The sequence below is a fragment of the Rhodococcus sovatensis genome, assembly GCF_037327425.1.
In the GTDB taxonomy this organism is placed as follows: domain Bacteria; phylum Actinomycetota; class Actinomycetes; order Mycobacteriales; family Mycobacteriaceae; genus Rhodococcoides; species Rhodococcoides sovatense.
Genome location: NZ_CP147846.1, coordinates 4655972 through 4676960 on the forward strand (window position 1 = coordinate 4655972; position 20989 = coordinate 4676960).

General features: G+C 63.6%; 27 protein-coding genes. 13 read left to right on the forward strand and 14 right to left on the reverse strand.

The window, feature by feature from the left end:
* The first annotated feature begins 3 nt into the window (after nucleotides 1-3).
* The 3 genes from WDS16_RS21715 to rraA are packed head-to-tail and all read left to right on the forward strand — an operon-like array spanning nucleotide 4 to nucleotide 1322.
* A complete protein-coding gene (locus WDS16_RS21715; RefSeq protein ID WP_338887611.1) occupies nucleotides 4-453 on the forward strand; it encodes a hypothetical protein in 450 nt (149 codons plus the stop codon).
* Between the two features lie 10 nt (nucleotides 454-463).
* On the forward strand, nucleotides 464-835 hold the full coding sequence (locus WDS16_RS21720; RefSeq protein WP_068376863.1) for a DUF5313 family protein: 372 nt from the start codon (nucleotides 464-466) through the stop codon (nucleotides 833-835).
* 10 nt (nucleotides 836-845) lie between these two features.
* On the forward strand, nucleotides 846-1322 hold the full coding sequence (gene rraA / locus WDS16_RS21725; protein WP_338887612.1) for a ribonuclease E activity regulator RraA: 477 nt from the start codon (nucleotides 846-848) through the stop codon (nucleotides 1320-1322).
* Between the two features lie 54 nt (nucleotides 1323-1376).
* On the opposite strand, the gene WDS16_RS21730 is transcribed toward rraA, so the two are convergent.
* Both WDS16_RS21730 and WDS16_RS21735 read right to left on the reverse strand, forming a co-directional pair.
* Entirely contained in the window at nucleotides 1377-2090 is a 714-nt protein-coding gene (locus tag WDS16_RS21730) for a YoaK family protein (protein WP_338887615.1), read from the reverse strand.
* The gene (locus tag WDS16_RS21735) at nucleotides 2090-2407 is read right to left on the reverse strand and encodes a metalloregulator ArsR/SmtB family transcription factor (RefSeq protein WP_338887617.1); all 318 of its coding nucleotides are present in this window, start codon (nucleotides 2405-2407) and stop codon (nucleotides 2090-2092) included. Before WDS16_RS21735 ends, WDS16_RS21730 begins: the two co-directional genes overlap by 1 nt.
* 91 nt (nucleotides 2408-2498) lie before the next feature.
* Here WDS16_RS21735 and WDS16_RS21740 point away from each other — a divergent pair, with 91 nt between their 5' ends.
* Entirely contained in the window at nucleotides 2499-3554 is a 1056-nt protein-coding gene (locus WDS16_RS21740; protein ID WP_338887619.1) for an SDR family oxidoreductase, read from the forward strand.
* A 4-nt stretch (nucleotides 3555-3558) separates the two neighbouring features.
* Here WDS16_RS21740 and WDS16_RS21745 read toward each other — a convergent pair whose 3' ends face one another.
* On the reverse strand, nucleotides 3559-4398 hold the full coding sequence (locus WDS16_RS21745) for an alpha/beta hydrolase (RefSeq protein WP_338887621.1): 840 nt from the start codon (nucleotides 4396-4398) through the stop codon (nucleotides 3559-3561).
* A 98-nt stretch (nucleotides 4399-4496) separates the two neighbouring features.
* Between WDS16_RS21745 and WDS16_RS21750 the strand changes: the two genes are divergently transcribed.
* The 3 genes from WDS16_RS21750 to WDS16_RS21760 all read left to right on the forward strand — a co-directional run bounded on the left by WDS16_RS21750 (nucleotide 4497) and on the right by WDS16_RS21760 (nucleotide 7017).
* The gene (locus WDS16_RS21750; protein ID WP_422395694.1) at nucleotides 4497-5057 is read left to right on the forward strand and encodes a TetR/AcrR family transcriptional regulator; all 561 of its coding nucleotides are present in this window, start codon (nucleotides 4497-4499) and stop codon (nucleotides 5055-5057) included.
* The gene (locus WDS16_RS21755; protein ID WP_338887623.1) at nucleotides 5054-5746 is read left to right on the forward strand and encodes a 3-keto-5-aminohexanoate cleavage protein; all 693 of its coding nucleotides are present in this window, start codon (nucleotides 5054-5056) and stop codon (nucleotides 5744-5746) included. Before WDS16_RS21750 ends, WDS16_RS21755 begins: the two co-directional genes overlap by 4 nt.
* A gap of 113 nt (nucleotides 5747-5859) precedes the next feature.
* Nucleotides 5860-7017, forward strand: coding sequence for a serine hydrolase (locus tag WDS16_RS21760; RefSeq protein WP_338887624.1), 1158 nt, complete (start codon nucleotides 5860-5862; stop codon nucleotides 7015-7017).
* A 13-nt stretch (nucleotides 7018-7030) separates the two neighbouring features.
* Here the strand turns inward: WDS16_RS21760 and WDS16_RS21765 are convergent, their stop codons facing one another.
* Nucleotides 7031-7945 (reverse strand): aminotransferase class IV, encoded by a 915-nt coding sequence (locus WDS16_RS21765; RefSeq protein ID WP_338887625.1) that lies wholly within the window; start codon nucleotides 7943-7945, stop codon nucleotides 7031-7033.
* A gap of 120 nt (nucleotides 7946-8065) precedes the next feature.
* Between WDS16_RS21765 and WDS16_RS21770 the strand changes: the two genes are divergently transcribed.
* Nucleotides 8066-8251 (forward strand): hypothetical protein, encoded by a 186-nt coding sequence (locus WDS16_RS21770; protein WP_338887626.1) that lies wholly within the window; start codon nucleotides 8066-8068, stop codon nucleotides 8249-8251.
* A 7-nt stretch (nucleotides 8252-8258) separates the two neighbouring features.
* Here the strand turns inward: WDS16_RS21770 and WDS16_RS21775 are convergent, their stop codons facing one another.
* A complete protein-coding gene (locus tag WDS16_RS21775) occupies nucleotides 8259-9623 on the reverse strand; it encodes a reverse transcriptase family protein (RefSeq protein ID WP_338887627.1) in 1365 nt (454 codons plus the stop codon).
* Between the two features lie 274 nt (nucleotides 9624-9897).
* Nucleotides 9898-10455 carry a helix-turn-helix domain-containing protein gene (locus WDS16_RS21780; protein WP_338887628.1) on the reverse strand — a complete coding sequence of 186 codons (558 nt, stop codon included), beginning with the start codon at nucleotides 10453-10455 and terminating at the stop codon, nucleotides 9898-9900.
* Nucleotides 10456-10520: 65 nt separating this feature from the next.
* Between WDS16_RS21780 and WDS16_RS21785 the strand changes: the two genes are divergently transcribed.
* Both WDS16_RS21785 and WDS16_RS21790 read left to right on the forward strand, forming a co-directional pair.
* The gene (locus WDS16_RS21785; RefSeq protein ID WP_338887629.1) at nucleotides 10521-11204 is read left to right on the forward strand and encodes an AzlC family ABC transporter permease; all 684 of its coding nucleotides are present in this window, start codon (nucleotides 10521-10523) and stop codon (nucleotides 11202-11204) included.
* On the forward strand, nucleotides 11201-11512 hold the full coding sequence (locus tag WDS16_RS21790) for an AzlD domain-containing protein (protein ID WP_338887631.1): 312 nt from the start codon (nucleotides 11201-11203) through the stop codon (nucleotides 11510-11512). The genes WDS16_RS21785 and WDS16_RS21790 overlap by 4 nt, the downstream gene beginning before the upstream one ends.
* Nucleotides 11513-11536: 24 nt before the next feature.
* Here WDS16_RS21790 and WDS16_RS21795 read toward each other — a convergent pair whose 3' ends face one another.
* Entirely contained in the window at nucleotides 11537-12115 is a 579-nt protein-coding gene (locus tag WDS16_RS21795; protein WP_338887633.1) for a TetR/AcrR family transcriptional regulator, read from the reverse strand.
* Between the two features lie 83 nt (nucleotides 12116-12198).
* On the opposite strand from WDS16_RS21795, the gene WDS16_RS21800 reads away from it, so the two are divergent.
* Together WDS16_RS21800 and WDS16_RS21805 are read left to right on the forward strand one after the other, a co-directional pair.
* Nucleotides 12199-13038 (forward strand): class I SAM-dependent methyltransferase, encoded by an 840-nt coding sequence (locus WDS16_RS21800; RefSeq protein ID WP_338887634.1) that lies wholly within the window; start codon nucleotides 12199-12201, stop codon nucleotides 13036-13038.
* Between the two features lie 76 nt (nucleotides 13039-13114).
* Nucleotides 13115-13594: an SRPBCC domain-containing protein gene (locus tag WDS16_RS21805; protein WP_338887635.1), complete on the forward strand. Its 480-nt coding sequence runs from the start codon at nucleotides 13115-13117 to the stop codon at nucleotides 13592-13594.
* Here the strand turns inward: WDS16_RS21805 and WDS16_RS21810 are convergent.
* Both WDS16_RS21810 and WDS16_RS21815 read right to left on the reverse strand, forming a co-directional pair.
* Nucleotides 13570-14031 (reverse strand): helix-turn-helix domain-containing protein, encoded by a 462-nt coding sequence (locus WDS16_RS21810; RefSeq protein ID WP_338887636.1) that lies wholly within the window; start codon nucleotides 14029-14031, stop codon nucleotides 13570-13572. The genes WDS16_RS21805 and WDS16_RS21810 overlap by 25 nt on opposite strands.
* Complete coding sequence (locus WDS16_RS21815) at nucleotides 14028-14630, reverse strand: DJ-1/PfpI family protein (protein WP_338887637.1); 603 nt, start codon at nucleotides 14628-14630, stop codon at nucleotides 14028-14030. The genes WDS16_RS21810 and WDS16_RS21815 overlap by 4 nt, the downstream gene beginning before the upstream one ends.
* 266 nt (nucleotides 14631-14896) lie before the next feature.
* Here WDS16_RS21815 and WDS16_RS21820 point away from each other — a divergent pair, with 266 nt between their 5' ends.
* On the forward strand, nucleotides 14897-15913 hold the full coding sequence (locus tag WDS16_RS21820; protein ID WP_338887638.1) for a DUF5914 domain-containing protein: 1017 nt from the start codon (nucleotides 14897-14899) through the stop codon (nucleotides 15911-15913).
* Nucleotides 15914-16052: 139 nt separating this feature from the next.
* Here the strand turns inward: WDS16_RS21820 and WDS16_RS21825 are convergent, their stop codons facing one another.
* From WDS16_RS21825 to WDS16_RS21845, 5 genes are read right to left on the reverse strand one after another with little or no spacing between them, the layout of a single operon-like run.
* On the reverse strand, nucleotides 16053-17552 hold the full coding sequence (locus WDS16_RS21825; protein ID WP_338887640.1) for a hydroxysqualene dehydroxylase: 1500 nt from the start codon (nucleotides 17550-17552) through the stop codon (nucleotides 16053-16055).
* On the reverse strand, nucleotides 17549-18289 hold the full coding sequence (locus WDS16_RS21830; RefSeq protein ID WP_338887642.1) for a class I SAM-dependent methyltransferase: 741 nt from the start codon (nucleotides 18287-18289) through the stop codon (nucleotides 17549-17551). Before WDS16_RS21830 ends, WDS16_RS21825 begins: the two co-directional genes overlap by 4 nt.
* Nucleotides 18286-18519 (reverse strand): RNA-binding S4 domain-containing protein, encoded by a 234-nt coding sequence (locus tag WDS16_RS21835; RefSeq protein ID WP_338887643.1) that lies wholly within the window; start codon nucleotides 18517-18519, stop codon nucleotides 18286-18288. The genes WDS16_RS21830 and WDS16_RS21835 overlap by 4 nt, the downstream gene beginning before the upstream one ends.
* Before the next feature lie 14 nt (nucleotides 18520-18533).
* Nucleotides 18534-20726, reverse strand: coding sequence for a heavy metal translocating P-type ATPase (locus WDS16_RS21840; RefSeq protein ID WP_338887645.1), 2193 nt, complete (start codon nucleotides 20724-20726; stop codon nucleotides 18534-18536).
* Nucleotides 20723-20905 carry a hypothetical protein gene (locus WDS16_RS21845; RefSeq protein ID WP_338887646.1) on the reverse strand — a complete coding sequence of 61 codons (183 nt, stop codon included), beginning with the start codon at nucleotides 20903-20905 and terminating at the stop codon, nucleotides 20723-20725. The genes WDS16_RS21840 and WDS16_RS21845 overlap by 4 nt, the downstream gene beginning before the upstream one ends.
* Nucleotides 20906-20989 lie beyond the last annotated feature (84 nt).

The following is a 20989-nucleotide window of genomic DNA, read 5'->3' on the forward strand; positions in this document are numbered from 1 at the left end:
AAGATGACTCCGACGCTGCGCTCGGCCATGCTGTCCGCTTCCATCGGCAAGGCGAGCGGCCTGCGCAGCTCGGTCGGCATCTCCGTCGGGCTGCTCACGTGGTTCGAAGGAAGCGACCGCGAGCGTCTCGCCGCGGGGGCCTCGGCCGTCGTCACTGCAGGCGAACTCGTCATGGACAAACTGCCGACGACGCCATCGCGGCTCAGCCCGCCCGCACTCGGCGGCCGGATCGCGGTGGGAAGTGGCGCAGCGTTCGTCGTTGCCCGACGCCGCGGCGACGACCCGATCCCGGCGGCCGTCATCGGCGGGCTCTCGGCGATCGCGGCATCGTATGCAGGTCACGCGTACCGCGTTTGGGCGTCGAAGCAGGTACCACCTATTGCGGCCGCGCTGGTCGAGGACGCAGTGGCGTTGTCGATCGGCGCCGTCGTCCTGCATGAGGTGAGGGCGTAAAGTCCGCGGTATGAAGCCGACGTTCTGGCAGTACTTGGGGTACCAGTTCGGCCGAGTTCTGCCCGCGTCGATGCAGGACTGGGTACGTGAGGACCTCGTCGGCAACGGGGCTCAGGCGCGATATCTGGTTCGGTTCACGCTGCCGGTCATTCCGCTGCTGTCACTCTTCTTGCTCGTTCCCGGACCGCTGTGGATCGGCCTGGCGATGATGGCACTGCTGTTCATTCCGCTCGTCTACTTCGCGATCGCGCTGATGAACGTCTACCGTCGGCACCGCCTGCTCATCCATGACCTCGATCCGCAGCTGCTCAATGCGAACACTCAGGCCAAGCTGGACCGCACCCGCGACGAGTACGAGAGGCGCCACGGACGGCTCGACTAAGCTCTCGTCCATGACTTCCGTCGAATTCAAGGCAACCGCAGACCTGGCCGACGAGATCGGGCCCGGAATCCGAAGCTGCGATACACAATTCATCCAGTTCGGAAAGAACTCCGAGTTCGCGGGACCGATCACCACGATCAAGTGTTTCCAGGACAACCTGCTGGTCAAGCAGACCCTGGGCGAGCCAGGCAACGGTGGGGTACTCGTCGTGGACGGCGATGCGAGTATTCACACAGCGCTGGTCGGTGACATCATCGCAGGTAGAGGCGTTACCAACGGCTGGGCGGGCGTCATCGTCAACGGCGCGATCCGCGATTCGGCGATCCTGCGAACCCTGGACATCGGCGTCAAAGCACTCGGCACCAACCCTCGCAAGAGCACGCAAACCGGATCCGGCGAGAAGAACGTGCCCGTCGAAATCGGTGGCATCACCTTCAACCCAGGCGAGATCGTCTACAGCGATTCCGACGGAGTGGTCGTCGTCTAGCGGTCCCCGCCCAGTGGCGCGGTTAAGTGCACCAGAGGACACTCAACCGTGCCACTAGGCGAGCGGATGCCGAACCCGAGGCACCCCGCGCCACTCGTCGAACATGAACAGCGCCAACGCAACCACCAACATTCCCGACGCCACCCACGCGGCTCCCGTGTCGAGCATTCTCACCATCACGGCTCCGAGCACTGCACCGCCGAGGAAACCCGCGATGACAGATCCGAAGTTGATTGCCCGCGCCCCTGCCGCTTTGTCTCCGTCCGTGACCCGATGAAACACCGCCTGCGACAGGCTGCGCAGATTGCCGGTCGTCATCGTGGTGCTGAACGCCTGGTCCACCAGCACCCGGAACGTCGTCACCTGCAATGCGGCAACGAATGAAATAGAGATCGTGACAACAGCATTGGGTACCGACAGTGGGACGAAGCCGACAAGTGCGATCACGACGATCTCGATCACGAGCACTGCGCGGACCGGTCGCTTCACGATCCGTGCGACAGCTGGCCTCGATACGACCTCCGCGGTGAAGACGCCGAGCGCGAACGCGACCAGCGGAGGTAGGTACCCCATCGCCGACCGCCACTGACCTGACGCGATGTCGATTCCGAACAACACCACGTTAGCGGTCTGCGCATTCGCGAATACGCCGTCGCGAGTCATGAACGTGTAGACGTCCACGAATCCACCGACAGCGGCGAGCAGCACTCCGAGACGAACCGACTCCGAGGTCACCACCACGTTGCGAGGATTCGGCGCCTCCGTCATCACAACTCGCTCGATACGTCTGCAGCGAGTTCCTGGATTCTTCTTTCGCTTCGCTTGTAGTGCGTCCACTGTCCGACGCGCGTGCTGGTGACCAAACCGGCGTTCTGCAAGGTTGCCATGTACTGGGACGCCGTCGATTGAGATACACCTGCTCGGGCCTGAATATGCTTGAGGCACACTCCTACTTCTTCGGCAGGCTCGAGTTGCGGGGGGAAGTCCGACGGGTCTTTGAGCCATCGCAGGATTGCCACGCGCGTGGGGTTGGACAGCGCTTTGAAAACAATCGCGAGATCGTCCTCGACGGGATTCTTGGACACTCGGTCATCATACCGCCATATCGCAAATTCCCGATACGTATGGTTCACTCGGTTCATCGTAACATTGCGATATACCGATCAGGAGGACTTCATGCGAGGCAGACAGGTGGCAGTTGTCGTGGGTGCACGTGGTGTGATCGGAGGCAATCTCGTCGAGCATCTGAAACAGCAGGGCGGCTGGGACGTCATAGGCCTGTCCAGGCGGGGAGGCGTCGATGAACCCGGGGTGCGACACATCGCCGTCGATCTTCTCGACGCCGCCGAAACAAGGACCGCACTGGCGTCGATCCAGGACGCGACCCACATCTTCTACGCCGCGTACCAGGACCGGTCGACGTGGGCAGAGCTCGTCGAGCCGAACGTGACGATGCTGCGAAACGTCGTCGATGCGGTCGAGGCGACATCGGATGGCCTGCGGCACATCAGCCTGATGCAGGGGTACAAGGTGTACGGCGCACATTTGGGGCCGTTCTCGACGCCGGCGAAGGAATCCGATCCCGGGCACATGCCGCCCGAGTTCAACACCGAGCAACAGAAGTTTCTCGAGGATCGCAGCGCCAGGGGCACATGGACGTGGACGGCGATCCGGCCATCCGTGGTCTGCGGTTTCGGGCTCGGGAACCCGATGAATCTCGCGACCGTCATCGCCGTGTACGCCGCTATGTCGAAGGAACTCGGTGTACCCCTGAGGTTTCCGGGAAAGCGCGGCGCCTACGGAACAATCATGGAGGTGACCGACGCAGGGCTGCTGGCCGAAGCAACCGTGTGGGCCGCAACAACTCCCGACTGCCAGAACCAAGCATTCAACATCACCAACGGCGACCTGTTCCGCTGGGAGACCCTATGGCCGAGCATCGCAGAATTCTTCGAGATCGACGTCGCCGGACCACTGCAGATGTCGCTCACCGAGACGATGGCGGACAAGGAACCGCTGTGGAACACCATGGTCGACAGGTACGACCTCGCACCGACCGCGTATGCAGACGTGGCAGCGTGGCCGTTCGGAGACTTCGTATTCGGGTGGGACTACGATTTCTTCTCCGACGGTTCGAAGGCCAGACGTCTCGGATTTCACCGCTACGTCGAGACCGAGAAGATGTTCACCGACATCTTCTCGGATCTTCGACGTCGCAGAGTAATTCCGTGAGCGGCTAGCGAACGAACGCGAGGAGCGCGTCGTTCACCTCCTGGAAGTGCGTCCACAGTAGACCGTGCGGGGCACCTTCGACCTCGACGTACTTCGCTTCGGGGAATGCTTTGCTGAACTCGCGACCCGTCGAGTCGATCGGCAGGATGTTGTCCTTGGTGCCGTGCAGGATGAGCGTGGGCTTGCCGGATTCGCGCACCTTCTGCACGTCACCGCGGAAGTCCTCGATCCAAGTGGGTACCACCGCATACGCCGCGACCGGTGCGCTCGCGGCCGCCGTATTCCAGCTCGCACGTACGGTCGCCTCGCTGATCCGGGTACCGAGGTTCTCGTCGAGGTTGTAGAAGTCACGGTAGAAGTTGTCGAACCAGGCGAAGCGGTCCTCGCGTGCCGCCGCGTCGATACCGTCGAACACCGACTGCGGAACTCCCGTCGGGTTGTCGTCGGTCTGCAGTAGGAATGGCTCGAGTGAGGCAAGGAAGGCGAACTTCGCGACTCGGTCGGTTCCGTACTTTGCTGCGTACCGAGCCAATTCACCTGTGCCCATGGAGAATCCGACGAGAATGACGTCGTTCAGATCGAGTTCGGTGAGGACGGCGTTGAGATCGGCCGCGAAGGTGTCGTAGTCGTAGCCGACGGTGGGCTTGCTGGACTGCCCGAATCCGCGGCGGTCGTAGGTGATGACGCGGTAGCCGGCGTCGAGCAGTGCTCGCGACTGACGCTCCCAGGAGTTACCGTCGAGCGGGTAGCCGTGGATCAGGACGACGGCCTGGCCGCTGCCGTGATCGGTGTAGTAGACGTCGATCGGGGTGCTGTTCTCTGTTCCGACATTGATGAAAGCCATTGCTGTTGCCCTTCGTCGTGACCTGATCGAGAACGTACGTTCTCGCGCTATGGTCTACCGTAGAGAACGTTGGTTCTCTGCGCAAGGAGTTGGTGACAATGGAGATGGACAGCGCCCGAGTAGCCGTACTCGACGCCGCCGACGAACTCTTCTACGCGCGCGGCGTTCAGGCCGTCGGCATGGACGAACTACGCACCGCCGCCGGTATTTCCCTCAAGCGGATGTACGCGCTCTTCCCGTCCAAGTCGGACATCGTCGGGCAGGTACTGGCCGGACGCACGGCCGTCTGGAACGAGCGCATCCTCGCCGAAGCCGACCGACACGACTCCCCTCGCGACAAGATTCTTTCGATTTTCGACTTCCTGGACGCATGGTTCCGTGAGGACAACTTCCGCGGCTGCGCGTTCATCAATTCGTTCGGGGAACTCGGTGCGACGATGCCCGCAGTCGCCGATGCTGCACATCAGCACAAGCGCGAATTCGTCGAATATGTCACTGATTTGGTCGTCGAAGCGGGGTGCCCCGCGAGCCTCGGGTTGCAGATCGCCCTGCTCGCGGAAGGTGCCCAGACCACTGCAGCGATCTCGGAATCACCCGAGTCTGCAATTGCTGCCCGGCAAGCAGCCGCGGTCCTCCTCGACGCCGCCGCGCGCGCATGAAACTGAAGGCGTGCATCAACGGTCCCCGAACACCCGGTGAGCATCCCGCGGTGCCGGTCACAGCGGACCAGATATCCACAGAGTCGATCGCTGCGGTGCGCGCTGGTGCCGAAGCGATCCATGTTCACCCCAAGAACAGCGACGGTACAGATTCTCTCGCAGCAGACCGCGTCGAGGCCGCAGTGCGGGCGGCGCGCGCGGCAGGAGTACCGGTGGGCGTCACTACGGGTGCCTGGAGCAGTCCGGACCCGACGTCGCGGTTGAAGGCGATCGCGTCGTGGACGACGTTGCCGGACTTCGCGTCGGTCAACTGGCACGAGGAGGGTGCGTACGAGGTGGCGCGCGTTCTGCTCGACAAAGGGGTCGGCGTCGAAGCAGGGTTGTGGAACGTCCGTGCAGCTCGCGCGTGGATGGATTCCGATCTGCGCCGACACTGCATGCGGGCGCTCCTCGAAGTGCAATCGAACGACACTCCGACCGTGGCCGAGGACCTTGTTGCGATGACCGTCGATGCAGGTGTGCCCATCCTGTTGCACGGCGAGGGCGCTAGCTGCTGGAACACGCTCCGGCTGGCTGGCAGCCTCGGGCTCCCGACGCGAATCGGTCTGGAGGACACCCTCACCCTGCCCGACGGCTCCCTCGCGGCCGGCAACGCTGATCTGGTCGCGGCAGCCGTGGCCGAGTTGTAGGTGGAGCCTCCGGCTCAGTGGCACGGTTGAGTGCATCGGGGTGCACTCAACCGTGCCACTGGGGGCGGAGCCCTCAGGTTGGAGATCTCACGGAACTGTTGCATCGTGAGCAGGTGAACCTGCGATCGGCCGCGCTACCTCTTGCTGCAGCTCTCGTGCTCGTGTCGTGCGCCGCGGAGAGCACTCCTCCCGCTCCGCAGACGACGAGCGCCGTCGGCACCATCAGAACCGAGGACGCGCAGACCGTCGTCGACGCGTTGGTTACCCAAGGCGCTCCCGCTGCCGTCATCGAACTCCGCGACGGTACGAGCGAGTGGCAGGGAGCGGCAGGTGTCGTCGAGCGTGGATCCGAGGAACATGCGTCGGCGAACGACCCGATCCGCATTGCCAGCATCACCAAGTCGATGGTTGCGGCGGTCGTGCTTCAACTGGTCGCAGAGGGCGCGCTGGAGCTGGAGACGCGCATCGACGAGGTTCTTCCCGGGCTACTGCCCAAGCCCGTCACCATCCGCCAGCTGCTCGATCACACCAGCGGTCTGCCGAACTACCTCGACTCCCTGGTTCCGCCCGACGCCCAGGGCTTGCTCGACGCTGCGGATACCGAGTACACCGACGACCAATTGCTGCAGACGGCGCTGGCCAAGCCGTGGCCACTGGAACCAGGCGCCGAATTCGACTACTCGAACACCAATTACGTCGTACTCGGAATGGTGGTCGACGAGCTCGACGGCGTCATCATCGCCGAATCGCTGCGACAGCGCATCTTCGAACCCTGTCGCTGGATTCGACGAGCTACCCCACCGAGCCGAAGATGCCCGCCGGCCGCTACACGGCTACATCCTCGAGGCCGACAACCACGTCGACATCACCGAGTTCGATCCCTCGGTGTGGTCTGCGAGTGCCGCGGTGATCTCCACAGTCGGCGACATCAACACCTTCTTCCGGGCTCTGTACGACGAGACGCTTCTGCCGCGGGCACTCGTCGAGCAGATGCAAGCGTTGACCCCGTCGGGTTACGGTCTCGGGCTACTGGTCGGTGGCGACGCGTGCAACCCAGGTACAGCCGAACTCGTCTATGGGCAGCGCGGCAACGGTTTCGGCTACCGCACACTGTCCTTCTCGAGTCCCGACGGCGAACGCCAGGTGACCCTCGGCTGGACGGCGTCGGCAATCGACCCGTCCGCCGACCCGCTCGAACAGACCGCGCTGAACGGCCTCGTCACCGGGCTTGCCGCTACCTGCCCCGGCTGACACCTACCGTGACGACCTGAGCAACATTCGAGGTCACAGCACAGTGACCCAGTCGTGGCTTTCAACGCTGGTCAACGCCGCCTGATGCCTCTTGCGCAACGTGGACGCCACCGGACCCAACGCAGGCGAATCGCCGATCGTCCTGCCATCGATCTGGTGGACCGGCGCTACACCAGCAGAGGTGCCGGATACGAAAACCTCGTCCGCGATGTACAACTCGGTGAGATCTACGGTCCTCTCGTGCACCTCGATCCCTTCCTCACGTGCCAGCGTGAGGATGGTTCGACGGTTGATGCCGTCGAGGATGTCACTGGTGACGTCGGGTGTGATCAACACACCGCCACGCACCAGGAAGATGTTGGCCGCGCTGAGTTCGCACACGTGGCCGTTGATATCGAGGAAGATGCAATCGTCGAATCCGCTGTCGATCGCATCCTGCTTTGCCAGAACAGAATTGACGTAGGCCCCGTTCACCTTCGCGCGTGATGGAATCGCATTGTCCGGGATACGACGCCACACACTTGTCTTGAGTCGCATACCGTCCTGCGGCACGATCGGGACGGCGTCGTAGAGGAATATCGACATCGTCGTACTCAGCCCTCGAACCCGAGTTCCCGGTATCGATTCGTCGACGTGCACGGTCGCGCGCACGTACACCTCGCTCTGGGGATCGTTCGCTGCGACGACCTCGCGCACCACGCTCACGAACCGATCGAACGTCCACTGCGGCGCAAAGCTGTCGATACCGATGATCTTGCACGACTCGAGTAGGCGCTGGTAGTGGTCACGCAACCGGAAGGCGGTACGCGAAGTACCGGAAACGTGAACCGGGAAGACCGTGTAGACGCTCAGTCCGTACAGCACCGCCGACGTGGCTACCCCCAGCGTCGCCTCGCGGCTGTCGATGATGCTGTCGCCGAAGAACATCTTGTCGTGTGGGGTAGCCATGCGGTGATGCTAGCGGTATCACCGGTCCGGGCAACCAGCTCAGGCGTCGAACACGCATCTCTTCTCCCGGACTTGTCGTAGGCCGGTGATAGGAATGAGGAGACACGGAAGGGAGCGTTCATGCGGCACAACAGCGAAGACAGCTGCGAAGGAACACTGGTGATCCACGCGGTCGGCGACGCCGAATGCACCGAGCCGGCCTGCGTGGACCTCGAGTACGTCCGTCACTCACTCGTTCTCGAGTGCGAGGAGATCACCGGCGGATGCCGATGCATCGGCGAGGTCGAGTTGATCCGCGCGTCCTGACGGGCGTTCAGGTCCAGTCCACTCGTTCCGCCATCTCGAGCAATGTACGACGCCTTGTCGGGCTCGTCTCACCGATGCGAGCTATCCGCCCGTAGAGGTGTGCTCGGAAATCCTCCATGTCGGAGCGGTTCTGGCTGGTCGGACCGGTACGTGCGCAGTTGTGCAGGATTGCTCTGAGCTCGTCGTATTCACGCCGCGGCACAGCGGGCCAATCGTTGACGACCAGGCCGGTGAGCTGCTGGCGTTCGTGCGCGCGCCGCACCCGGGTCTTGAGCGGATTCAGGGAGAACCCCTCGTCGGTGACGATCCGCCTCGCAACCCACAGGACTTTGTCGACGTCCGCGTCGCCGGACAACGCGAGATCATCCGCATATCTGCTGTACCGCAGCCCCATCGACCGAGCGAAGCCGGTCAGACGGATATCGAGCATCCGTGCAGCGAGGTTTGCCAGCGCCGGAGACGTCGGCGCCCCTTGGGGAAGATGTCTGGTTCGGAGCAATGACGCTGTGGCATAGGGCAATCCGTTCAGCTGGCCGGCAGAGGTGCTCGTCGTGCACAGGAACGCGAGATTCCATGCCACGCTGCGGGGATAACCGAGCGCATCGAAAATCGCGATCACCCGGCTGATCCCGATCGATGGAAAGAAGTTCTTCAGGTCGACCGAGATCACTACGTCTTTGCCTGCATGCGGTATCCCGAACGTACGCGGGCTGCGACCCTTGACAAATCCATGGGCCGCACCGTGCGCCGGAACGTGATCGAGGATGCGTCGCAGTATCTTTCGCTGGATTTCGCGCAGTCGTGGCTTCGGAATCTCGAGCAGACGAGCTCCGACACGCTTGGGAATCGCGGTGGTTCGATAGTGCCGCAGCGGCGCAGACGCCGTGGTGAGACGCGAGTGGGCGTCGGCGAACCACTCGATCTCGGGGATCGTGAGATTCAGCGATTCGGCCAGGTCGCCAGTGGTGACGTAGCGAGGTACGTCGAAGCGCCATGGTTTCGGGCTGTCGCTCCGACGTACAGGTTCGTGCGATGTCGCCTCGGGGATTCGTGGGAGCTCCGCGATGAGCCGGTACACGGACGTGTCGTCGAACGGCGGCGACGGGTACAGCTCGATCAACCGGTCGGCGAGCCGCGACGCCCTCTCCCCCAGGATCGGCATGAACGCTTCTTCCAGACGTTCGCGGGTCCACGGCACATCGCACACGAGTTGCGCGAGAAACGCCGCCATGTGTGGGTTGAACTGGCGCTCCGTCATCGCGATCCAGAGTGCAGCGGCGACGGGCGACCTGAATCTCTCGTACTCGGCGCCGCCGTGCACGCGGAGCGTGCGGACCGGCGTCGGACGCAGTGCCCAGTTCTTCTTTCCCACCCAGGGGTTGCCCCTGAGATCGGTCGCGCGGACCGACACTCGCCCGTGCGCCGCTGCATGGTCTCCACCATGCCAAAGATGTTCGATTCGCGCTCGTCGTTTCCGGCTGTGCGTCGCACGTGTATTCGGTTCGGTCGCTCAGTGATCCTGATGGCCTACGCCGGGTCGACGTAGGCGTGTTGGTGACGCGGGATCAGTGGGGGCTCCGCCCCCAGTGGCGCGAAAAAGTGCACTCCAACATACTTAATCGTGCCACTGGGCGCGGAGCGCCCTCCTACACATGCTCCGACACCAGCACCGCAGTTGTGTTCGAATCCAACGCCTCGAAGGTGTGCGGCAGGTCGCCCGGGTAGCTGATGTAGTCCCCGGGGTGGAGTTCGACGGGTTCGTCGGTCGGCCCCACCAGGGCACGGCCCGCGCACAGAACCACGTGCTCGACGACGCCAGGAGAGTGCGGATCCGACCTTCTCGGCTCCCCCACCTGCGCGGTGATGAGGTAGATGTCTCGGCGCGCATTCGGTGGACACGACGCCAGCAGGGTGGCGACGTAGTCGGCGGTGTCCGACGCGATCCCGGGGCCCTCGCCGGCGCGAATCAACTGGACCCGAGGCTTGGCCGGCTCGACGAGGTGAGCGAACGGCACATCGAGTGTCACGCTCAACGCCCACAGGGTCTCCACGCTGGGGTTCCCGGTGCCGGCCTCGAGCTGCGACAACGTCGACTTGGCGATTCCCGCTCGGCGTGCGACCTCCGCCAGCGAGAGCCCGACGCGCTTGCGCTCACGCTGGAGTGAGGCCGCAATGGCAGCGATGGGAGCACTAGGCTGAATCATGGGGTCATTCTATCGGGCGATCGTTCGCCTTGACGAACGGCCGACTTTCGTTCACTATTGCGTCCATGCGTTCGATATTGCGAACACCGCCCTCGTCTCCGTCCCGCGACATCGCGCTCGTGTGTCTCGCCGACGGTCTCGTCGGCGCATCGTTCGGCGCTATCGCGGTGAGTGCGGGTTTGCCGATCTGGGTTCCCGTCGCCATGTCGGTGTTCGTGTTCGCCGGTGCAGCACAGTTCATTCTCGTGGGAGTGCTTGCCGCAGGAGGTAATCCACTGGCTGCGGTCGCCAGCGCGTTGCTGGTCAACACTCGACTCGTCCCGCTCGGCTTCTCTATCAGCGACACGTTCGACGGCACGTCCTGGCCGCGAAAGCTCCTCGGATCGCATCTGATCACCGACGAAGCCGTGGCATTCACAGCGATGGAAAGCGAGCGCACCCGGCGGCGCGCTGCGTTCTGGCTGTGCGGAATCGGACTGTTCGTCGCCTGGAACACCGGTGTGTTGATCGGCGCGTTTCTCGGCGGCCAGATCACCGACACCGCCGCCCTCGGGCTCGATGCAGCGTTTCCAGCAGTGCTGATCGCCCTCATCATGCCCGCCCTGCGGGACGCTCTCACCAGGAACGCAGCGTTGATCGGCGCGGCGATCGCAGTGGCCGCAGCGCTCGTCCTTCCACCGGGCCTCCCGGTCCTCCTTGCGCTTCTCGGAGTGATACCGGCCTACGTCGCAACGAAGGTGAACGCATGAATCTCGTCCTTCCCATCGTCGCGCTCGCCGTAGGCACGATGGCATTTCGAGTTGCCGGTCCCCTACTCCGAACCCGGATGACCCTCTCGCCCCGCGTCGAGCAGCTCACGTCCGTCAGCGTCGCCGTCATCTTCGTGGCTTTGGTCGCCACGTCCGCACTCGTCGTCGACAACGGGTTCGCGGGAGTCGCTCTTCCGGCAGGCGTCGCGGTCGCGGCCCTGTTGGCGTGGAAAAAGGCGCCATTTGTCGCAATCGTCGTCGCCGCTGCTTCGACAACCGGAATCCTTCGCCTCCTGGGTGTTTCGTGACAAGGCGAAGCCCGCAGATCACCGTCAGAGGGCCGCAATGTGGCCGTGCAGCACCGCTCGAATCGTCGCCCGATCGAGCGAACCATGAGGCGTGATTGCGTTGAGTGACAGACCCGAGATGAGAGCGGCGAGACGGACCGCTTCCTGGCGCGGGTCAGCAACGCCAATCTGCTCGAGAGCATCTACGAGAACCGCGTTCAGGTCGGTCGCCATCTGCCGGACAACGGGCTCGAACGCGGAATTCATGCGGGAGGCCGCGATAACCTCCATCAGGATGATCGCTTCTCGATGCTTCTCATCGTCCAGTGGAATCAGTTCGGCTACAACATCAAACAAGTGTTTCCGCGCGGCATCGCCTGCTGCCCGTCCAGGAGCGGGATGAAGTGCGAGGCGTCTGCCCATATGGTCGCCCGCCTCGGTCACGGCCGCGACCACGAGCGACTCGTGATCTGGGAAGTAGTGACGGACCGACCCAATATTCAAGCCAGCGGCCGCAGCGACCTTGCGGAATGTCACGCTAGCTAGGCCCTCGTCGACGGCAAGTCGAAGTGCCGCTTCGGCCACGATACGTCGACGTTGATCGGCATCAACCTGCACGGGCACAGATCAAGTCTAAGCTCCATTTTTATATATCACGCGTGTGATACAAAGATGCGGTGCTACACATCGACGTCGAGGGAGCATTGATGAACGAGATGGAAGCCATCGCCGCCAACAAGGCGAACTGGGATGATCGGGCCGAAGTTCACGCCCGTTCCGATCTGTACGGAGTCGACAACTTCATAGCCGACCGAGCAGACATCTCCTCGGTGGTGCTGAACGACCTATCGATCCTTGCCCCTCATCTGCCGAAGTCCGGGGTCGTAGATCGTTCACTTCTGCACTTGCAGTGCCATATCGGAACCGACACCATCTCGTGGGCACGGCTTGGCGCGATCAACGTGCACGGACTCGACCTGTCGCCGAACTCTCTGCAACACGCTGCTCGCATCGCGGCCGCCGACAACCGCGACATCACCTGGGTAGAAGGTGATGCCCGATTCGCCTCGGCACTGATCGGACGACGATTCGATACGATCGTCACCAGTGCCGGAACAATCGTCTGGCTACCGGAGCTTGCCAGCTGGGCTCAGTCGATACACGACCTTCTCGAGCCTGGCGGCATATTTCTGATCCGCGATGACCATCCGATCCTCGGCGCAATGGCATTTTCACCGTGGGAGATCACCGACGACTATCTAGGAGACGGGCAGCCGCGCACGTACGAGGACTCCGGGACCTACACCGAAGAGTCGACCGGGCGAATAAAGCACACGCTCAACCACGAATGGCGTCATGACCTCGGTGAGATCATCAGTTCACTCCTACACGCCGGGCTTCACATCGACGCGGTCGCCGAACTTCCTTATATGGACTGGGCAGCCTTCCCCCAGCTCGTATCCTGCGCCGAGGGGTGGACGCTGCCGCCTGAGTCGCCGAGAATTCCGCTGAACTTCGCAATCGTGGCGAGCCGCCAAGACTCATGACGCACCCTGTCGACAGCCACGATCTCCGACATTGAATCGTTCGCGGGCCAGGCAGGCCCGGTGCATAATGCACCCCATGAGCCCAACTCCGAGCGGCATTCTTCGCAGCACCGACACCGGTATCGACCTCGAGATCACCAGAGCCATCGCCGCGCCCCGCGAGGACGTGTGGGCCAGCCTCACCGAATCCGACCGCACCGCGCTGTGGTACGGCCCGTGGGAACGGGTTTTCGACAATGCGATTCGGGTTCAATTGACCTTCGAGGAGGGTACGCCGTGGATGGACATGCATGTCGAGGCCTGTGAGCCACCACGCCGGTTGGCCGTGACCTCCGATGGCTGGGATTTGGAAGCAGTACTCGCCGAAGTCGGAGACGGAACTACCATCACATTCATTCAGCACTTTCGCGACGCCGAGGGGCTGGGAGACATCGGACCCGGGTGGGAGTACTACCTGGACATGCTGATCGCCTCCCGTGACGGCCTGCCGCTACCCAACTTCGACGACTACTACCCCTCCCAAAAGGAGTACTACTCGTCGCTGCTGCCTCGGTAGCGCCTCGACGCGGCAATGATCTTCTGCATACCCTCGAGCACCCGATAGATTTCGTCCTCACCCACCTCGTTGCCCACGGCGTCGGCATAAGCATGCTGATTCTTCCGCAGCTTCGCGAGCGTGTTGTGTCCTTCCGGCGTAGGTTGCACCAGCTTGGCGCGGGCGTGGTTCGGGTTCTCGACGTACTCCGCCCAGCCCTTCTCGACGAGAATGTCCGCGGTCCGCTGCACGCTCTGTCGGGCAAGGCCGAGCCCTACTCGACGCGCGATCTCGGCCACCGGTATCGGCTCGTCCAGCGTCGCGCCGAGCACCTGCCACCACGCAGGCGTCAGACCAGCAGGTTCGGCGATATCCTTTGCTGCCGCCAGGAATTCACCGTTGAGCTCGAAGGCCGGCAGGACGATGGACGTCAAGGCATCTCCGGCAGTCGTTCTCACTGGGCGCCTTGCAGTTGCTCGAAGTACTTCTTCTCCCCTGTGCTGTACAGCCCGTACCAGGCGTCGATGATGGGCTGCGGGAAGAGTTCGAGGATCTCGAAGAGCGCCTTGGAGAATTCGAGTGGCGCCGTTCCCGGTGCGGTGACGAGATTGCCGCCCACGACAGTTCGTTCGTCTCGATAGAGCTCGCCACCTGTGTATTCGGCTGCCGCAGCGAGGAATTCGGGCGCATTGCTCGTATGGGGTACGGAATTGAGCGCACCGACACGAGCCAGCCCAAGCGTCGCACCGCAGATAGCGCCGACAGGAACGCCCTTCGCGAGTAGGTCCACGGCGAGATCGAGAACCTTCGCATGACCCTGCCCCCACGAGCCGCCTCCAGGAAGGATCAGAGCCGCTACGTCGGTCAGATCCGCGAGATCACCGTCGGGCAGGATCCGTATGCCACCGAGAGTGGTCACAGCGCCCCCGCCGTCGGACAGGACTTGGAGTCGATACCGATCCGAGCCTTGCTCCCGAGCCATCGCAATCCCAGCCACGATGTAGCTGTACTCCCAATCGGCCATGGTATCCGTTGCGTAGAGCGCGATGGTCTTCATAGCTACCTCCGTGGTTGACAGTGTGCTGTCAGCTTAGGAAGTTGACAGCATCCTGTCAATCACTGGCGACGGAGGCTGGTCCATGTCATCGGCTGTAGGGATCCGTGGATCGAGCCCACTCCTCACAACCGAGATGTTCGTTTACAACCCGGATCGACGTTGTAAACGAACATCTAGGTTGTAGGAAGGAACGCCTGGGCATTCCCTTTTGCAAGGATGCCTCCTGTTCACGGGCGCCCCAGACGCTCGTTCCGCATACTGGAGGCATGGTCGCACTCGACGCCCTCCGTAACCGGTGGCCCAAGAACCTACCGCTGCAACCGCTGCCCTCCGAAGCGTGGGCGAAGCAAAAGCCCACCTGGAAGGGCGCCAACCCCCAAGTCATCGAATCCGCCCTCAAGAGGGCGAAGACCAGACCGTCGGGTAACTGGTTCGTCTTCGCCGCGAGCCGCGACATCGGCACCAAAGAACCGTTCGGCCGCAACATCGGCACCACCGAACTCGTGGCGTGGCGCGACGAGACCGGCGGCATCCACATCGCCCCCGGTGCGTGCCCTCACCTCGGTGCACCCCTGGACAAGGCAAAGATCGAGTGCGACACCTTGATCTGCCTGTGGCACGGCATGCCCCTCGGGCCGAAAGGTCGTCCGGGCTGGCGGCCTCTACCGGCATTCGACGACGGAATCCTGGTGTGGGTACGTCTCGACGAGCTCGGCGGTGAGGAGCCGACGCCGGTGCCCGTGGTCCCGATCAGACCGCCGTCGTCGACGAGCGTGGACGCAGTAGTCACCCTGACCGGCATCTGTGAGCCGGACGACGTCGTCGCCAATCGCCTCGACCCGTGGCACGGCGCGTGGTTCCATCCGTATTCGTTTGCGAGATTGAAGGTCATCGAGGCGCCGACGGACATCGATGTCCCCGACGAGGACGACCGGTTCCTCGTCGACGTCACTTTCCGCGTCAGCCGCGGAATCGGCGTACCGGTGCGCGCAGAATTCGTCTGCCCAGGTCCACGAACCATCGTCATGCGGATCCTCGAAGGCGAGGGCGCGGGAAGCGTCGTCGAGACGCACGCGACACCCATGGCTCCCGGTCCCGACGGTAAGCCTCGGACCGCGGTCATCGAGGCGACGGTTGCGAGCTCGGACCGCCCTGGCTTTCGTTTTGCTCGCAAGGTAGCGCCCCTGATCAGGCCGGCAATGGGCTGGACCGCCGCGCGGTTGTGGAAAGACGACCTCGACTACGCCGAGCGTCGGTACGACTTGCGGTCGAGAGGCCTGTAGCGCTGTAGGTCGGCCCGGGCTGTAGGTCGACCCGGGCAGTGGACCTGGCACCCTTTTTGCCGAGCTAGCACACACGCTCGGAGGCGAACAGGGGTGCCAGGTCGGCAAAAATGGTGCTAGCTCCCCCTCGAGGGCCGCATCAGGCCTTCTGCAACCCTGCCGTCCACGAGTCGATCTTGTCGAACATCCGGAACCGCCCCTTGACCGGGACTGTCACGATGTCGTGCCCGGCAACTCCCCAGCTCGCGAGCAGGGTGTTGGCCGCGTGCAGACCCGTCGTCGCTGCCCGTTCCATCAGAGCCACCGGCAGATCGATGCGGATCCCGTCGCCCGCGAGAACCAAACCGGGCTCGGGGGTACGCACAGTGGGCCGACGAGCGAAATGGCCGAGCCCGAACATCGGGCAGTCGTCCCGCCACTCAGAGCGCGAGGACACCACCACAGCCGACGCGGTTTCCGGATAGATCTCGTGCATCCGCGCGATCAACTGCTCGCGCGTGAGTTCCTCGGAATCGGTCGCAGCGTAGGCGTGCAGTTCGACGACCGATCCACCAGTGCGGGCGGCCCACTCGGCAGCCTCGTCCTCGAATCGTTCGAGAATGCTGATGTTGTCGATCGGCGGCATTCCGCCGGTCCCGATGAACGCGGGCCGATCAGCGTTCACAGGCTTGTCGAGCCAGACGCGGTGCACGAGGAAAGCAGGTGTGTTCTCCAACGCCGCTACGTCACTGCGCCACTCGTCGGTCCCCAGATTGCCGGCCAGCTTCCGAAGCCCACCGACGTCGGTCGCGAGCACGACTGCGTCGAACTTCTCCCCGTCGACGGTGAACCCACGCTCGATCTTCTCGACCGACACGCCGGTTCGGATCTCGACTCCGAGCCCGGACAGGTACTCCCCCAACGGATCCCACAGCGTCTGGGGATAGGGACCGGTCGGAACATCGAAGACGAGGCCTTCCGAGGATCCGAGGAAGTAGATGTGGAACATCATCGCCAGCTCGGCCGCCGACATCTTTTCCGGATCAGCGAAGAAGCTGCGCGAGAACACGCCGAACGCGAGATGCCGTGCGGCTTCGGGGAAGTTGATGCGACGCAGGAACTCGGCGGCCGAGACGTCGTCGAGCTTGTCGAACGTCTCGGGCACACTGACCGTCATCAACGGCAGCGCCGCCAATCCGCTCAGGTTGCCGAGATCGCGCCACTTGAACGTCGGACTTCGCTTGACGAACGCAAACGCATTCAACGGCGGCGTCGGCGGCAGACCCTTGAATCCGTCGATTCGGCCGTCGCCGTCGATCAGCGGGTAGTCCTCGACCGCATGCAACCGCGTCAGGCCAGGATCACTGCGCTCCAACAGGTTCCGCAGATTGTAATACTGCCGGAAGAAGGCGTGGAAGCCGCGGCTCATCGTCACCGGGGAGCCGTCGTCGAGCGTCGTCGACCATCCGCCGACGCGTCCACCCAGATACCCTTCCTGTTCCAGAACTACGACGGATACTCCACGCTCGGCCAAAGCTGTTGCCGCACTGAGACCGGCGATGCCACCGCCGACCACGGCGACCCGCGGAACTGCGGACAGCGACTCCGCGGACGAATATCCGGGGGGAGCCGTATGCACCACGCGCCGACGGTCACTCATGTCGTCTCCTCCGGTCGTGCTCCCAGGAAGGTGTGTACGACGCCGTTCTGCCAACCCGTCATGGTCTCGTTGCTGACACCGGTGAAGCCGGCTCGCTGCATTCGGCGCGAATACTCGCGGACGCCGTCGAAGCTGGCCACGCTGCGCCACAGGTGCTTGTAGAGAGTGAGGTCGCGGGTGGCTGCGTAGCCGAGCGGAATGATGATGGCCCAGCACACGAGCGTCCAGACGATCCTGGCACGTAGTGACTCTTTGACCGAATACTCGTGGAACGCAATGGACGACCCCGGCTTCAGCAGGGAAAGCAACGACTTCAGCTCGGTGTCCGGATCATCCACGTTTCTGATCAGGTAGGCCGCGAGAATGCCGTCGAACGGGCCGTCGACGCCGTTGTCACGGAGGTCCTCGACACGAGAGTGCACGAACGTCACGTTCGGCGGCCACTTCTTAGCGCGCGCGACCTCGAGCATCTCCGCCGACGCATCCGCCGCGACGATCTCCGCGTGCGGCGCGGCCTTCAACAGCGCGGCCGTCGATGCACCTGTGCCGCAACCGATGTCGAGCAGTCGTAGGCCGTCGCCGAGCCCAGGAAGTCGCAGGCGCTCCGCCGATTTGGCGAGATGCTCGTGGTAACCGGGGTTGGCCCCGACGAGACGGTCGTAGGACGAGGCATCCTGGTCGAATGCGCTGGGTACCTGAGCCCTGCGCAGTCCGCTCTTGCCGACAGTCCCGCTCACAGGGCCGCCTCCTTGGCGACACGAGCTGCGGGACCGTTCTCGATCGAGACCACGTCACCCTGATGGAGTTGGCGCCCACGCCTGACGTCGACCTCCCCGTTGACGCTGACAAGGCCGTCGGCGATGAAGCTCTTCGCCTCGGCACCGGACTCGATGAGGTTCGCCAGCTTCAAGAATTGCCCGAGCCGAATCGACTCGTCGCGGATCGGTACGTCCTCTGCGTCAGCCATGCCTCCATCTTGACCTATGCAGCAGAGAAGCGCCGCAATCGCAGACTGTTGGTCACCACGAACACCGAGGAGAACGCCATCGCCGCACCCGCCAACATCGGATTGAGCAGGCCCGCAGCAGCGAGTGGGATTGCTGCGACGTTGTATGCGAACGCCCAGAACAGGTTGCCCTTGATGGTCGTCAGCGTCTTACGCGAGAGTCTGATCGCGTCGCCGACGGCCCGAAGGTCACCGCGTACGAGGGTGAGGTCGCTTGCCTCGATGGCGACGTCGGTGCCGGTTCCCATCGACAATCCCAGATCGGCTGTGGCCAGTGCCGCGGCATCGTTGACGCCGTCGCCGACCATCGCCACCACCTTGCCCTCTGCCTGCAGCCTCTCGATCACCTCCACCTTGCCCTGCGGTAGGACCCCGGCGACGACCTCGTCGATGCCGACGTCGGCGGCAATCTTCTTCGCGGCCGCCTCGTTGTCCCCGGTCAACATCACCGGAGTGAGGCCGAGAGCGCGCAGTTCGGCGATCGCCTGCTTCGACGTCGGCTTGACGGCATCCGCGACGACAAGCACGCCGCGAGCCTTGCCGTCCCACGCGATGGCGACGGCAGTACGACCGTCGCGTTCGGCGTCGGCCATGGCCTGGAGAAGTTCGGCAGGAAGCGGCGAGGACCAATCGGCCAGCAGTGTCGCGCGGCCGAGGACCACGGCCCGACCGTCGACGATGCCGGTGACGCCGAGACCTGCCTGGTTGGCAAATTCCTCGACGCCGGGGACCAGGGCCTTGTCCGTTGCCGCGCTGGTGATCGCTCGCGCGATAGGGTGCTCGGATCCGGACTCCAGGGCACCTGCGAGCGAGAGAACCTCGTCGGGATCCTCACCGTCTGCGGGATGGACTGCCAGCAGTGTCATCTCACCGGTGGTGACCGTACCGGTCTTGTCGAGAACGACGGTGTCGATGCGCCGCGTCGATTCGAGAATTTCGGGTCCCTTGATGAGGATGCCGAGTTGAGCGGCGCGGCCGGTGCCGACCATCAGCGCAGTCGGGGTCGCCAAACCGAGCGCACAGGGGCACGCGATGATGAGAACGGCTACTGCCGCAGTGAATGCGGCGGCAACAGATCCGCCTGTGCCGAGCCAGAACCCGAGGGTCGCGGCGGCGATGGCGATGACGATCGGGACGAAAACGCCCGAAATACGGTCGGCCAGCTTCTGCGCCTGCGCTTTTCCTGTCTGCGCGTCCTCGACGAGCTTCGCCATCTGCGCGAGCTGTGTGTCCGAGCCGATCCGGGTGGCCTTCACGACGAGCCGTCCGCCCACGTTGACCGTCGCCCCCACGACCGAATCTCCCTCGCCGACCTCCACCGGCACGGATTCGCCCGTCAGCATCGAGACGTCGACGGCAGATGCACCCGATTCGACGACACCGTCCGTCGCGATCTTCTCGCCGGGACGGACCACGAACACGTCGCCGACCGCGAGTTCACCGACGGGTACCTGCTGCTCGACGCCACCGCGCATCACTGCGACGTCCTTGGCTCCCAGGTCGAGCAGCGCGCGCAGTGCAGCTCCTGCTCGACGCTTCGACCGCGATTCGAAGTAGCGGCCGGCCAGGATGAATGTGGTGACCCCAGCTGCCGCCTCGAGATAGATGTTGGCGGATCCGTCCATCCGGGCGATCGTCAGTTCGAACGGGTGCTTCATGCCCGGGGTTCCCGCGGTGCCGAAGAACAGTGCGTATAGCGACCAACCGAGTGCGGCGAGCGTTCCCATGGAAACGAGGGTGTCCATGGTGGACGTGCCGTGGCGGAGGTTGGTCCACGCAGCCCGGTGGAACGGCCACGCGCCCCACACCACGACCGGCGCAGCGAGCGTCAGCGACAACCACTGCCAGTTGGTGAACTGCAGCGACGGGATCATTGCCATCGCGATCACCGGAATCGAGAGCGCCGCCGACACCAGCAGGCGCTGCTTCATCGGGTCTGTCTCAGGTTCGGGTTCGGGCTCTTCCGCCGGGAGCGACGCCGTGTAGCCCGCCGATTCGACAGCCTTGATCAGATCCTCGGCAGGGACGCCGTCGGACGTGACGCGTGCCTTCTCGGTGGCGTAGTTGACCGTCGCGGTCACGCCCTCGAGCTTGTTGAGTTTACGTTCGATCCGGTTGGCGCACGACGCGCACGTCATACCGCCCAGGATCAGTTCCGTCTCGGTCATCGGTGCTCGACCTCCACATGCTCGACCTGCGCATGCTCATGATTCACAGGCGTTTCCACGCCCACAGGTCCGACCGCAGTACCGATCACATAGGCAAGAAAGAACACCGCTGTAATTCCGAGCACGAAGCCCGCGAGCTTGATCGTCGTCGTCACGTTCTGCACCCCTCTCCTCTTCACTCTGTCTACCATACCCCCCTAGGGTATAAGCGTCTCGATCCGGTCTCGGACGCCGAATTCGACACCTTTCCAATGTGTAACGCC

Excerpts from the sequence above, each read along its gene's own strand:
- WDS16_RS21835 (WP_338887643.1), bottom strand. The coding sequence starts at position 18,519 with ATGGCTGACGCAGAGGACGTACCGATCCGCGACGAGTCGATTCGGCTC.
- WDS16_RS21715 (WP_338887611.1), top strand. The coding sequence starts at position 4 with ATGACTCCGACGCTGCGCTCGGCCATGCTGTCCGCTTCCATCGGCAAG.
- WDS16_RS21780 (WP_338887628.1), bottom strand. The coding sequence starts at position 10,455 with ATGATTCAGCCTAGTGCTCCCATCGCTGCCATTGCGGCCTCACTCCAG.
- rraA (WP_338887612.1), top strand. The coding sequence starts at position 846 with ATGACTTCCGTCGAATTCAAGGCAACCGCAGACCTGGCCGACGAGATC.
- WDS16_RS21720 (WP_068376863.1), top strand. The coding sequence starts at position 464 with ATGAAGCCGACGTTCTGGCAGTACTTGGGGTACCAGTTCGGCCGAGTT.
- WDS16_RS21815 (WP_338887637.1), bottom strand. The coding sequence starts at position 14,630 with ATGAAGACCATCGCGCTCTACGCAACGGATACCATGGCCGATTGGGAG.
- WDS16_RS21745 (WP_338887621.1), bottom strand. The coding sequence starts at position 4,398 with ATGGCTTTCATCAATGTCGGAACAGAGAACAGCACCCCGATCGACGTC.
- WDS16_RS21730 (WP_338887615.1), bottom strand. The coding sequence starts at position 2,090 with ATGACGGAGGCGCCGAATCCTCGCAACGTGGTGGTGACCTCGGAGTCG.
- WDS16_RS21785 (WP_338887629.1), top strand. The coding sequence starts at position 10,521 with ATGCGTTCGATATTGCGAACACCGCCCTCGTCTCCGTCCCGCGACATC.
- WDS16_RS21765 (WP_338887625.1), bottom strand. The coding sequence starts at position 7,945 with ATGGCTACCCCACACGACAAGATGTTCTTCGGCGACAGCATCATCGAC.
- WDS16_RS21840 (WP_338887645.1), bottom strand. The coding sequence starts at position 20,726 with ATGACCGAGACGGAACTGATCCTGGGCGGTATGACGTGCGCGTCGTGC.
- WDS16_RS21800 (WP_338887634.1), top strand. The coding sequence starts at position 12,199 with ATGAACGAGATGGAAGCCATCGCCGCCAACAAGGCGAACTGGGATGAT.
- WDS16_RS21755 (WP_338887623.1), top strand. The coding sequence starts at position 5,054 with ATGAAACTGAAGGCGTGCATCAACGGTCCCCGAACACCCGGTGAGCAT.
- WDS16_RS21750 (WP_422395694.1), top strand. The coding sequence starts at position 4,497 with ATGGAGATGGACAGCGCCCGAGTAGCCGTACTCGACGCCGCCGACGAA.
- WDS16_RS21740 (WP_338887619.1), top strand. The coding sequence starts at position 2,499 with ATGCGAGGCAGACAGGTGGCAGTTGTCGTGGGTGCACGTGGTGTGATC.
- WDS16_RS21825 (WP_338887640.1), bottom strand. The coding sequence starts at position 17,552 with ATGAGTGACCGTCGGCGCGTGGTGCATACGGCTCCCCCCGGATATTCG.
- WDS16_RS21770 (WP_338887626.1), top strand. The coding sequence starts at position 8,066 with ATGCGGCACAACAGCGAAGACAGCTGCGAAGGAACACTGGTGATCCAC.
- WDS16_RS21790 (WP_338887631.1), top strand. The coding sequence starts at position 11,201 with ATGAATCTCGTCCTTCCCATCGTCGCGCTCGCCGTAGGCACGATGGCA.
- WDS16_RS21820 (WP_338887638.1), top strand. The coding sequence starts at position 14,897 with ATGGTCGCACTCGACGCCCTCCGTAACCGGTGGCCCAAGAACCTACCG.
- WDS16_RS21805 (WP_338887635.1), top strand. The coding sequence starts at position 13,115 with ATGAGCCCAACTCCGAGCGGCATTCTTCGCAGCACCGACACCGGTATC.